Source organism: Chryseobacterium lathyri, from assembly GCF_003290185.1.
GTDB classification, from domain to species: Bacteria; Bacteroidota; Bacteroidia; order Flavobacteriales; family Weeksellaceae; genus Chryseobacterium; species Chryseobacterium lathyri.
Window position 1 is genome coordinate 116847 of record NZ_QNFY01000006.1, and the last position, 12681, is coordinate 129527.

13 protein-coding genes are annotated in these 12681 nt (G+C 36.9%); 5 read left to right on the forward strand and 8 right to left on the reverse strand.

Annotated features, from left to right (window positions below):
- Positions 1-2: 2 nt before the first annotated feature.
- The 5 genes from DRF61_RS09915 (at position 3) to DRF61_RS09935 (ending at position 3804) form a co-directional block, all read left to right on the forward strand.
- Positions 3-638, forward strand: coding sequence for a DUF4241 domain-containing protein (locus DRF61_RS09915; RefSeq protein ID WP_111956510.1), 636 nt, complete (start codon positions 3-5; stop codon positions 636-638).
- Between the two features lie 65 nt (positions 639-703).
- The gene (locus DRF61_RS09920) at positions 704-1594 is read left to right on the forward strand and encodes a ribokinase (RefSeq protein ID WP_111956512.1); all 891 of its coding nucleotides are present in this window, start codon (positions 704-706) and stop codon (positions 1592-1594) included.
- Positions 1595-1685: 91 nt separating this feature from the next.
- Complete coding sequence (locus DRF61_RS09925; protein WP_111956514.1) at positions 1686-2531, forward strand: alpha/beta hydrolase family protein; 846 nt, start codon at positions 1686-1688, stop codon at positions 2529-2531.
- Positions 2528-3172 (forward strand): HD domain-containing protein, encoded by a 645-nt coding sequence (locus DRF61_RS09930; RefSeq protein ID WP_111956516.1) that lies wholly within the window; start codon positions 2528-2530, stop codon positions 3170-3172. The genes DRF61_RS09925 and DRF61_RS09930 overlap by 4 nt, the downstream gene beginning before the upstream one ends.
- Positions 3173-3210: 38 nt before the next feature.
- Complete coding sequence (locus tag DRF61_RS09935; protein WP_111956518.1) at positions 3211-3804, forward strand: hypothetical protein; 594 nt, start codon at positions 3211-3213, stop codon at positions 3802-3804.
- Positions 3805-3847: 43 nt separating this feature from the next.
- Here the strand turns inward: DRF61_RS09935 and DRF61_RS09940 are convergent, their stop codons facing one another.
- From DRF61_RS09940 to DRF61_RS09975, 8 genes are all read right to left on the reverse strand, one after another.
- Complete coding sequence (locus tag DRF61_RS09940; protein WP_111956898.1) at positions 3848-4078, reverse strand: hypothetical protein; 231 nt, start codon at positions 4076-4078, stop codon at positions 3848-3850.
- A 148-nt stretch (positions 4079-4226) separates the two neighbouring features.
- On the reverse strand, positions 4227-5117 hold the full coding sequence (locus DRF61_RS09945; RefSeq protein WP_111956520.1) for a DUF72 domain-containing protein: 891 nt from the start codon (positions 5115-5117) through the stop codon (positions 4227-4229).
- Positions 5118-5226: 109 nt separating this feature from the next.
- Positions 5227-6633, reverse strand: a complete 1407-nt coding sequence (locus DRF61_RS09950) for a hypothetical protein (protein WP_111956522.1) — start codon at positions 6631-6633, stop codon at positions 5227-5229.
- Between the two features lie 585 nt (positions 6634-7218).
- Positions 7219-8787 (reverse strand): hypothetical protein, encoded by a 1569-nt coding sequence (locus DRF61_RS09955; protein WP_111956524.1) that lies wholly within the window; start codon positions 8785-8787, stop codon positions 7219-7221.
- 6 nt (positions 8788-8793) lie between these two features.
- The gene (locus DRF61_RS09960; RefSeq protein WP_111956526.1) at positions 8794-9366 is read right to left on the reverse strand and encodes a hypothetical protein; all 573 of its coding nucleotides are present in this window, start codon (positions 9364-9366) and stop codon (positions 8794-8796) included.
- 643 nt (positions 9367-10009) lie between these two features.
- Positions 10010-11668 carry a ribonucleoside-diphosphate reductase subunit alpha gene (locus tag DRF61_RS09965; RefSeq protein WP_111956528.1) on the reverse strand — a complete coding sequence of 553 codons (1659 nt, stop codon included), beginning with the start codon at positions 11666-11668 and terminating at the stop codon, positions 10010-10012.
- Positions 11669-11726: 58 nt separating this feature from the next.
- Positions 11727-12014 (reverse strand): antibiotic biosynthesis monooxygenase, encoded by a 288-nt coding sequence (locus tag DRF61_RS09970; RefSeq protein WP_111956530.1) that lies wholly within the window; start codon positions 12012-12014, stop codon positions 11727-11729.
- Positions 12015-12020: 6 nt separating this feature from the next.
- A complete protein-coding gene (locus DRF61_RS09975; protein ID WP_111956532.1) occupies positions 12021-12680 on the reverse strand; it encodes a DUF4145 domain-containing protein in 660 nt (219 codons plus the stop codon).
- Between the last annotated feature and the right edge of the window lies 1 nt (position 12681).

The following is a 12681-nucleotide window of genomic DNA, read 5'->3' on the forward strand; positions in this document are numbered from 1 at the left end:
AAATGACACACATAGACAACATAAAAAAACTATTCTCAAGAAACTTCGTGGAAAGTCCTTTACTGGAAAGCTTTGAAGTTGGGAAACTCTATCTTTCCAGTGGAAAGCTCGTTGCCTGTGATCCTTTGATCACGAATGACATGTTGCCTTTCACAACAGAATTTCCAAAAGGTAATTTCTCTGTTTTACTACATAAAGAAAGAGAAAGCAACTGTGTTGCGTATGCAGAAGTTATTTTCAGCAATACAGAAATTACAGACTGGAAAATGGCTGTTACTGAAGGCCAGGATATCAAAGATCTTGCTGAAGAGGAAGTTTTCGGATATCCTGTAGAAAGTGGAATGGGATGCCTGATGGATGTAGATACCCAGCATAGCCTTAACGAGCTTGAAAAAAAGTTGTATCATAATAAAGGGGCAGATTTCATGGGAATCTATGAAGAATTTTTCCATGATTATTTCTTTGATGAGAAAGGAGCTATAGACCAGTATGCATTTCTGAAACCTGCTGAGGAGCATCCCGGAACAATCTTTGCCTTTGAAACAGGATATGGTGAAGGGTTTTATGCCAGCTATATTGCATACGACCAGGATCACAAACCTGTGAAGATAATTACCGAATTTATTGAAATAAGTTAATTAAATTAGTTATTTTTGAACCTAGTTCTCTGAAAACATTATATTAAACTCAGATAAAAACACCAATGAAATTCTCATCAGAACAACCCAAAATTATTGTAGTAGGCAGCTCATCAATTGATCTCGTTTTAGAAACCGAAAAAATTCCTCAATCCAATGAGACGGTTCTAGCTGTCAAATCAGATAGTTATTTTGGAGGAAAAGGGGCCAATCAGGCGGTGGGAACTGCAAGGCTGGGAGCCAGTGTCTATTTTATAGGATGTGTGGGGATGGATCCTCTTGGCCAGCAGATCATGAGAAATCTTGTAGGTGAAGGTGTAAATGTAGGCTTTGTCCATGAAACCGATATGGAATCTACGGGAACAGCATATGTAACTACCAGCCATGGAAATGCAGCCATCGTAGTAGTTCCTGCGGCTAATAAACACCTCAGCATTCAGCATGTGGAAGATGCGGACCGTTATTTTAACAGTGTGGATCTTGTTCTCGTTCAGCTTGAAGTGGCGATGGAGGTAGTAGAATATGCAATCCGAAAAGCTAAAAAATACGGAAAAAAAGTAGGCCTTTATGCTTCGCCGGCGATGAGAATCAGTGAAGGCATTATAGAAAATGTAGATTTTATTGTGACGAAAAGTAGTGAACTGCATACTGTTTTCGGTGAAGATAAGCGAGAAGAGATCCTTAAAAAATATTTCAATAAGGTTTTCGTAAGGGATGATACCAATTCAACGGTTTATTTTGACGGAACGGAAATGAAGTACTATAGGAATGATAAAGACGAGACGGTTTACAAAATGGGAATGGGAGATGCCTTTACTTCAGGATTTGCTGTAGCACTATGCCACGGAAATTCTATCGAAGATTGTGTGAAATTCGGTAATGAAGTTTCTTCGAGGGTTTCCGGAGGGAAAGGTTCCCAGACCGGACTTCCCAGAATGTCGGATTTCCTTTCCTAAAGCTATTTGCCGCATATCGAAAGCTGTAAACTTAACATAAAAATATAAGTAAAATCTCCACTTTTATAGTGGATTTTTTCTTTTTTATAATATGGAAAAACTGGAACTCATTACAAAAGACCATATATCTCTGGCAGCTCATCTTTTCAGGCCTGGAAAAAGTAACGGAAAGCTGCTTCTGATCAACTCTGCAACAGGTGTAAAGCAGCAGGTGTACTTTTCATTTGCCCATTTCTTCTCAGAACATGGATTTACGGTCATAGCTTATGATTACAGAGGAATAGGATTGTCAAAACCGGAAAACATGAAAGGTTTTAAAGCCTCCATGAGAATCTGGGGTTCTGAAGACTATAAAACGATCACTCAATATATTAAAACAGAATTTCCGGAATATAAGAAGTATTGTCTTGGACACTCGGTCGGGGCATTGATTCTTGGTATGAATGAAGATTCCATGATGTTTGATGAATTCATTTTTGTGGGAACTCAGAATGCATTCGTAGGAAACCTGAAGATTCGCACAAAAATAGAAGCTTATCTTGGCTTTGGAATTGTTCAGCCACTAACCACCAGATTATTAGGCTATTTTCCGGCAAACTGGTTTGGACTTGGAGAAAGTCTGCCAAAAAATTGTGCATATGACTGGAGAACCTTAATTTTAAACAGGAAATCAACCAACAGACTGTTGGAGAAAATTGATGACTATTCTAAAACATTGACGCAAAAAGTTTTTGTGATCCGGGCAGAAGACGATGTATGGCTGACTGAAAAAGGAGTATTGAGCCTTTTGAACAATACATATCCTAACCTTAGACCTATTTACAGGCTGATAAAAGCCTCAGAATCTGATAAAAATGAAATCGGGCACGTCAATTTTTTTAGAAGTTATAACAAAAAACTCTGGAATATTATTTTAAACGAATTGGCAGATAAATGAAAAGTACGATCGAAAACACCGTAGAATTTGTAAAAGAAAAATTAGAAGGCGCCGAAGCCGGGCACGACTGGTATCACATTGAAAGAGTATGGAAGCTGTCGAAAAAAATAGCGGCATCAGAAGACTGTAACCAGGAAGTTGTGGAGCTTTCCGCATTGCTGCATGATATTGCTGATCCAAAGTTTCATAACGGAGACGAAACCATTGCTCCAAAAATAGCAAGAGAATTTTTAGAAGAACAACAGGTTTCTGAAGAAGTGATAGAAAAAGTTTTATTTATCATTAAAAATATCTCGTTTAAAAACAGGGGCGAAGTTCCGGCTGAATTGCCAATTGAGCTTAAGATTGTACAGGATGCAGACCGTATAGATGCGATAGGTGCTATTGGAATTGGAAGGACGTTCAACTTTGGAGGCTTTAAAAACAATCCGATGTATGACCCGGAAGTGCAGCCAAGTCTGAATATGTCTAAAGATGAATATAAAAAGTCTAACGGAACAACGATTAATCATTTCTATGAAAAGCTTCTGCTTTTAAAAGACCTGATGAATACTGAGAAAGGGAAGGAGATCGCTCAGCAAAGGCATGATTATATGCTGGGATTCCTGGATCAGTTCTACAAAGAATGGAATGTAGATTAACATTCCTCTGAAAAATCTTAAATCAGTATCTTTGCAGTATGGTATTTATCATTTTTGTTATCTTTTGGGCTTGTGTCCTTTCTTTGGTTTTATTTAAAGTAAAATCGGGAAGGCTGGCAAAATGGGCAAAGCTGTTCCGTATCCTTACACTGGTTTTTTCAATCTCAACGTTTACGTATTGGTTCATTAAAAAAAGTGCGGTAAGCTTTGTAGATAATTCTGTAGGACTACAGGTGGTCAATAAGCTTCCACAGACACTGGATTTTTATCTGATCAAAGTGGATACTGCCAAAATCCAGAATCTGGAACCTAAACATATCGGGAAAATACGTCCGGAATATTATAGGATAGAATATCTTAAAATGGACCAATCTGACGAATACTGGATCATAGGATATTTAGGCAAAAAGAATATGGTCTATTTCTCCCAACATGCTGTTCCAAACAAAAATATTGATCAGATTGTTGAAGTCCAAAACTATATCAATCAAAGTGTAAAACTTTCAGAAGCAGCAAAAAAACAGGTGGAGACCTATAACTATGAAAATGCAAAGCTGGGAATCTGGGTATCCTTAGATCTCCTGCTCCTCTTCCTGAATCTTGTACTTTTGTTAAGAAAAAATAAGCAATAAGTAATAAGCAGTTTTTTTAACCTTATTACTCATTGCTTATATATTATGGATAATCAAGAATCTGCATGACTTGTTCCTTAAATTCTTCAGGACAGTTTTTAATCAGCTTATCTTTATTGTGCTTACTGATCTGGTGGGGTTCCAGCCACTCGGTCCGGTTGGAACTCAGACTATGGTTATCGTAGACTCTTTTTATTTTATGATCCTCGTAAAACGTATATTCATCACCGAGCCACGTACTGGCAATACTGATTGTGCAAATTTCTTTTTCCATGACATTTGTTTTTAGGATACTGTGCTTTATAATGAACATCAGTATATCCTAATTTACTGTTTTTTTTCAACAAAAATAGCTTTTTAAGCATCTTTTTGCAGGTCTGGCTGAAAAATACAACAATTAAAAACTTATTTGGTTAATTTGGTTAAAACAGAGTTCCGTTATTATCGGTGGCCATTTGTGGGATATGTAGATCGGTTTTCCATTCCTCATTCATCTTTTTAATGAAATAGGCGGAAAGTAGGGGAGACGCTTTTTCAATATTCTGATGAACAAAGAAGTATACATTCTGCAGACCTTCTTTTTTCCATTTTGTCAGACGATTCATCCAGTCATCCAGCCTTTCATAGTCGCTTTCGGCATTGGCGCCAACATATCGGATAAAAGCGTTGGGAGTAGTGAGGCGCATATGGAGCATATCTCTTCTCCCGGCAGTATCCACAATAATATTGGTAATGTTGTTGGCTTCAAAAAGCTCGCAGGTTGTATTGAAGATCTCTTCATCAGAGAACCATTCCGTATTGCGGAGTTCAATAGCAAGAGGAACTTCCTGAGGCCAGTCTTTTACAAATTTTTCCAGCCTGTCATAATCTTTAGGTTTAAAATTATCATGAAGCTGTAAAAAAGCCATGCCTAGTTTCTGATCAAAATTCATGATGGCCGATGCAAAATTGGTTACCGGTTCAGTAACGTCAATCAGTCTTCTGAAATGCGAAACAGTATTGGTGATTTTTGGAAAAAATTTAAAATTTTCAGGTGTCTTTTCTTTCCAGACCGCTACCTGTTCTGGGGTAGGCATTCCGTAAAAAGTAGCATTCAGTTCAATAGAATTAAACTGTTTGGCGTAATAGGTCAATTCGTCCTTGGTTCCTTTAGGATAAAATCCTTTAAGATCGGTTTTGTTCCATTTTGCACATCCAATAGAAATATTTTCCAATCCTTTTTTATTCTGACTTAGAATTTCCTTAGTTCCGGAATGATCTTTAGGAAGTGTAAAATCTATTTTTGAAGGGTCTTCTACCTGGCCGAATTTCATATCTATATTTTTAGGATTAAACGAGTATAACAAATATAAAACAAAACCGCAGAAATTTTCTGCGGTTTTATCAAATTAATGTAAATGATATTTTATTAGAATAAAAATATTATTTTATAGGTATAGCAACAATACTCACATTGTCATTAGTGGCTACTCCAAATTGTCCATTATAGGAGGAGCTGGTAACATTTGATAATCGTCCGGTTAGAACTACGGTGTATGTACCTGCAATTAGCTTAAGAGACATATTGGGAGTCGTATTCATATTTCCTGTTGTACCACCTGCGGCACTGGCTCCTGTATAAATACCGGAACTCGGACCATAGGCAGCTCCTGTAGTTAATGTAGAACCGGCAGGTAGTGCTGTAAACTGCCAAAAAACACGATATAGTCTTGGTACCCCATCTGTTATTGCATTTCCTGTCGTGGTTGTTAAACTTGCTGAAACATTTGCGCTGAAAGTAACTAAAGAAGGTCTGGTCAATGTAAAATTAAACGTACTTAAATTAGTATCAACATTAGTTACAGCATTAGGCACTGTTATCGTCGCTGATGTAGCCACACCGTCTGTACCATCTGCTCCGACCAGTATACTAACATCATTTGTGCTTAATGAACGTCCCCATTTTGCACCGTCATTTATATATTCGCCAGGATAAACCTCATTACCTGCAGATGATGTATTGGTTGCCGTATTATATACTTTCATACCTGCCACATGTGCGGAAAGCGGAGAGGCAAGGGCTGTAGAGGTAAGAGTTACTCTTGGAAATAAAAGCCCTTTTGATGATGAGCTTAATTCTAATAATGCATTGGCATTGGGTGCTGTAGTTCCTATTCCTACATTACCTCCATTAATAACTGTAAGGGCTGTGGTTCCATTGGTCATAAGGTTGACAGGAGCTGTACTTCCCGTAGATGAACCTAAGAACAGTCCCGTAGAAGTTCCTCTAATGGCAACTTGCGCTGCTGACCCTACATCCTGAAAAATATCAAGGAAAGAGGCGGCATTAGAAGACCATGTCATACTGGAACGGTTGGTTCCCTGAACAGTGGCCTGACCATCAGTAGCCGTATGAAGAAGTCTGAAAAACGGTCCGGATGCAGTATTCTGGAATCTTAAAAAATTGGTTCCCATTTCAACCGTTCTGTTTCCGGCAAGTGTTCCGTCTGAGTTATAAATATTAACATCATTTCCTGTATTTATTTTTACCCAGACAGATCCGTCAAATGAATAATATCCAACTGCATTTATGTTGGCAGCGGTTCCTGTTTGAGTTCCCGTTGCAATGCTATTCACATAAATGAGAGTCGAAGTAGGAACAGAAGCCATGCTTTGCGCTCTTTGTCTGTCTACACGGGGTATTAGCAAACCATCTACGTTGGTAGTGGTTCCTGTTGCATTTTTAGCAGTTACATCTAATGTTGCAGCTGGAGTAGATGTATTTATACCTACTTGTGCGGAATAAAATAACGGGAAAATAACTATCCCGAATAACACATTTTTTTTCATTTGTTTATTTGTATTTAATTGAAAATTATTATTTTAATAAGGCCGAAAAGATATTAATGAATTTTAAATTCATTAATACTTTTTATTTAAATCAAATTGGAAATGGATTTATAATATTATTCAGACTTCACGGGAGTCAGTTAAATACCATGAACTAACTTGTACCCAGGTTGTATAAATCTTTAATAATTGGTGTAGAAAGTTTTACAATTCAGTATTTCGCAGTGAAATTCATTTAAACAGTATAATCAATAATGTTTTATGTGCTTCCTTTTATAGCAACTAATATCAAAAACTTACGAACGAGTCTGTCAATCTTATTTGTATCTTATGAAATACAAACAATAGAGAAGGGATATAATGTAAAATTTAATTTCATAAATGTGTGTGTTTTTGTTTATATAAAGTTAATAAATATTTTTAAAAAAAATGATTTCATTTTTTTATATAGTAAATGATCTATTGGGGGTGTAAGATCTATTTTTAATGATCTTCTACTGGTCTGAATGATATAATAAAACAAAAAGCTGGGACATTTCTGTTTGTTCCAGCTTTATTTATTATTGAACTGTCTTGTTTGTCGTCTTATTTTACTCCCTGTGTTACCATTCTGTTCGAAATAACAGAATAGATACAACCTGTGGTTTTTAAATTGACAGTAATAGTAGCGGGAGTAGACCGGTAAGCAGTATCACCATAAGGCTCAATAATCTTACCGTTTGAGTCTTTTACAGTTCTTCCCTTTATCGTATAGGTCATCGTTGCTGTTCCTGTAAATCCGCTTGAAGGATTGAAGGTAACAATACCTGTCGTTTTATTATAAGTCCATGTTCCTTGTGGAGTCACTTTTTTACGGTACAGCGTAAGATCTGTATCATTGTTTTTTGTAAAACTGAATGTCGAATAATCAATATTAGAATTGCTACCGGTTGGTGGGGTCGTAACGCTGATAGGGCCTTTATAAGCTATATCATTAGTGAAGACAGGAATATTAACCGGTTGTAACTTACATGTAGAAGCTATATCATCATTAGCAACAGCGGCATAAGGAAGAGTAAGCTTTACATTTCTGATAATATGCTGTTGATAAGCTCCTCCTGTAGCTGCTGCAAAACCAAGCTTCAAAACAGCTGGAACCGTTGCATCCAAAGTTTGAGGAGTAGCGGCTCCTTCAACATCCGAAGTATTAAAATCAGTGATCTGAGGATTGGCATTCTCGGTATAAGGTACTGAAGTTTTGTAGTGGTAATAATTGATGACATTCACAGGAGTTCCGTTCTGTGTAGTCTGGATATCCACTTTTATATCAAACCCATCTGTTGTGGTCGGAGTTGTAAAATGGGGAATTAGATCTAGGTATACTTTCCTGAACTCTCCGGCGTTGTTTCTGAGGTCAAATAAAGAGGGAAGTGAATTGGAAGTCGCAAGATAGCTTCTGTCAGTTTGCAGGATTCTACCTACCGCACCTGAGTTGCTTAAGGTAGAACGGGTAACCAATACGGGATATCCGGTATATCCCAATCCTAAACCATTGGCATTAATGGCGGCTCCTCTTGCCCCTCTTAAAGTGACATGGCTTGTTGCCTGGCTCCATGCTACCCCCGCAATACCATTTACTCTGGATTCACCCTGAAAACGCTTCGATTTAAAATTTCCGAACTCATCCAGGGCAATACCCAGATAAGCCCCAGATAAACCAGCTTTTCTTTGGCTTGCATAGGTGTTTTGTGTCCTGTTATAGGAATATCCGATACCGGCACCAGGTGCTCCAATGGTAGGGCTTGTTACTGCCCCGTCATAAAGGAAAAAAGACAATCCGTCTCCATAGGCTCCACCCAAGGGTGTTCCATTTTTCATGTCATATTCAAATTCAACATGAAGCCCGTTTACCGAAGTAAAAGTTCTTCCGTTGATAAACAATCCTCCAAACTGTCCTGAGCTTGCAGGAGTAAGCTGTATTCCTGTAGAAGTATGGGAAGCGCTTCCTTGTATCGAAAGTTCTGGTGCCGCAGAAGCATTCATTAATGAACTTGAATAGGAATAAAACCCGTAAATACTTGCTACCTCAGTACTATCTGTCTGTGCATACGCGAAGTTGGTAAACAGAACGAAAATCAGGCTCATCCAAGACAGCCCTTTTAAATTCTTTTTCATAGCTGCTTATTTTACAACAAATACGATGTTGATGAAAGATGCTGAGGTAGCATTTGATAAAACATCATAATTTAATACACCTGTGTTGCTGATGCTGTTTATTTTGAAAACAGAAGTATCATAACCCGTTACATAATAGTGTAAATCTGTTGCGTTTGGAAAAAACGGAATCGCAGCCGGAGCTGATGTGCTTCTTGCATTTGCCGGGATATTGGAAAACTGGTTTTTATATAAAGTATACAGATCCTTTGTCTGTCCTGTTGCAGGAGTAGTCGTGTCAAAAACTACGCTCGGCATGTAAAAGAACTTAGCAACATACGGAGAAAGGCATACCCAGTCCGGAGCGGCAGGCGTTCCTACATTTTGACTGATACATTTTTTGTTAGTATCAAAAATAACGAGTCCTGTTGCTGGATTGGTAACTGTTGCTAGATTGCTGATTCTTGGTAAAAGAAGTCCTTTAGAAGTGCTTGTAATGTCTAAAGCTGAGCTTGGATCAGGTGTAGAAGTGTTAATACCCACCTGAGCAGTAATGGTACAAAAAGCCATTACCAAAATTAAAGTAATAATCTTGTGCATTTCGAAATAATTTTTTTGTGTTGTTTTTGTGTACTATTAGCAAACTTCCTGCCAATAGTAAATTAATTGTTTAATTAAATTTTTTTGTTATTTTATATTATAAATAAAATTTGTTAAATTCATCATTTAGCATTTATACAAGGCTGTTTTTGTGTTTTTTTTTCTATTTATACATTTTGGTATTCCTGTATTTTATTTGTGTTTTTTTATGAATACCTATTTCTTTTGTATAATCTGGAAATGAATTATTATAATTAATTTCTGTTTTTGATTACAAATGTTTAATATTAAATTATATCATATTTATTCAAAATATATCTGCTTTATATATTTTAATAAAGCTCAAATGATCTATTTTTCTTGCTGATTTAATATTAAATACTTTAATTTGGAATCTGTGTTTTTTAATAAATTTTCAACAAATGTAATATAAAATTATTAAAAATAATACTTAGAAATTATTGCCGCAGACACTTGATTCACTATTTGGTGAATGTAGAGTGAGTATTTTAAGCATTAATGAAGGATTAATGAGAAGTTTTGTTTTTCTAACTTGAGCGTTAAAATTTGTTAAAATCTTGATATAAACAAAAAGCACACTGAAAAGTGTGCTTTTAATATTTAGTTAGTTCATTACAAATTGCTATGCCTCACAAGCGGAGCAGGTCACAAAATTGACCATCATTTCTTTAGAGACAGAGGAGCTTCTTTGGTAATAAAGAGTTTTTACACCTTTTTTCCAAGCCTCGATATAAAGATAATTGACATCTTTTACAGGCATTGTAGATGGAATCTGTAAGTTCAGAGATTGAGCCTGATCAATATATTGCTGTCTTTGAGCAGCCTGAGAGATAATTTCCATAGGAGAAATCTCTTTGAACGTTTTGAATACTGCTTTCTCTTCGTCTGTCAGCTCTTTAAGATGCTGTACGGAACCATGGTTCAGCATGATCGTTCTCCAGGTTTCTTCATTATCAAGACCTTTTTCTTCAAGTAATTTTGCCAAATATTTGTTCTTACGCATAAAGTTTCCTTTGGCAAGACCTGCTTTATAATAGTTAGAAGCAAATGGCTCAATTCCAGGAGAAGTCTGTCCTAAGATCGCAGAACTTGAAGTGGTAGGAGCAATAGCCATTGTGGTGGTATTTCTCAATCCGTAACCTTTCAGTAATTCCGGCTCTCCATAGATGTTGGCTAATTCTCTTGAAGCAGTTTCTGCCTGCTCTTTGATGTGTTTGAAAGCTCTCGCATTGAATTGAGTTGCCTCAAAACTTTCAAACGGGATCATATTTTTCTGTAAATAAGAATGGTATCCTAAAACTCCCAATCCAAGCGCTCTGTGACGCAGTGCAAAGTTTCTGGCTCCCTGCAGGTAGTAGTTTCCTTCTGTTTTTTCGATGAATTCAGTCAAAACAGCATCCAGGAAATAAACAGCTAATTTTACAGCATCAGTATCTTTCCACTCGTCATACAATTCCAGGTTCATAGAAGATAAACAGCAGATGAACGACTCTTCTCTGGTGGAAGGAAGCATAATTTCGGAACAAAGATTACTTGCATTAACAGGCATTCCTAAGTCCTTGTAAACCTGAGGTTTGTTTCTGTTAACATTATCGGTGAAGAAAATATACGGAAGACCTTTTTGCTGGCGGCTTTCAAGAACTCTTGCCCAGATTTTACGCTTATCCATATCCCCATCGATCATATCCTGCATCCAGTAATCAGGAACGCAGATCCCTGTAAACAGGTTCTGGATCGGGCTACCGATATCTTTGATGGATAAGAATTCTTCAATATCTCCGTGGTCAATATCCAGATAAGCAGCAAAAGCACCTCTTCTTACGCCTCCCTGAGAAACTACATCCATCGCGGTATCGAATAATTTCATGAACGAAACCGCTCCTGAAGATTTTCCGTTATCAGTTACAGCAGTTCCTCTGTTTCTCAGTTCTCCGAAATATCCTGAAGTTCCACCCCCGATTTTTGTCTGCATAATCACTTCACCCATTTTGTGGGTAATGCCTTCAATGCTGTCCGGAATGTGTACGTTGAAGCATGAGATAGGAAGACCTCTCTGTGTTCCCATATTTGCCCATACGGGAGAGGAGAAGCTGATCCATCCTTTGGTGATCATTTCTTTGAAAGCAGGTTGTAATTCCGGCTTGTATAATTTTTTTGCAGCAGCAGTAGTGATTCTGTCGATGGCTCCGTCTACAGTTTCTCCTTTTAACAGATATCCTCTGTTCAGCATTTGCTCGGACTCTTCATTGAGCCACCATATATTTGAATTTTGTTCTTCCATAGATGTTTATATTTTCGAATTCCAGGGCAGTGTTTATGCTCCGGAATTTTGTTGTTTTTTATATTGATTGTAATATTTCCACTTTGTGCGTACCGTTCAGTCCGCTTTCATCTCTTAATCTTTGAAATTCTTTAAAAGAAGGCGTGTTCAAAACCTCTTGCTGAACTTCTTCATTGATATAATTTGAATAATGTAAAAAGGTAACACCGTCTTCTTTTACATAAACCTTATACTCAAATGTCTCCTGATCCAGATTTTTAAAATCATCCAGAAACTTTTGAATATGGGTTTTGTTTTCCGAAACGTATTCGGGTTTTACGGTGTAGGTTACGATTACATTGATCATATATATTTAATTTGTTGATGGTCGTGTTGCTTTTAGATTTCTTAATTTGCTTAAAAGACTTTCATATTGATACACAGCTTTTAGGATTTCTTTTGTAAACTCTATTGAAATTTCGATTTCATTTTTTCCAATCTCATTAAATGTTTGAGCTTCAATATGTGTGGCATCGTTTCCTAATAACCTAAGTTCATCCATTGCATCAATTAACTCCTTTGGAATCAATATTTTTGTTCCTAAATCTTTTAAACGAACAAATAAGTTCTTGCCCTCTGCCTCTCTTTCTTCACATATCTCTTCGAGAGTTTTTCTGATCATTATTGCTGAAGCAATGAAACAGTTATTTGAATGACATATAATTGCTTCTCGAAAGGCTTCTGCAATATTGCTAGGAATGTTTTCTTGGTCAAAAGGAATTGTATCGGATGGCGATGTAAAAATAAGATCACTAAAGTTATTCATTATAAAGAATAAGTGTCCATTACATTCATTGCGCGGGCATCTTCTTATTCCCAAGTAATACTTGTCAGAAAAATTGTCGACAGTTAAAATGTCATGGGGTCCATGAACTAAACTTTGAAAAGTGCCATAATGTCCACAATGTGGGCATTTTAGAGATATATTCCTATCTTTTACGGTAGGTTCGAGTCTATGTATAGTGACTTTCATT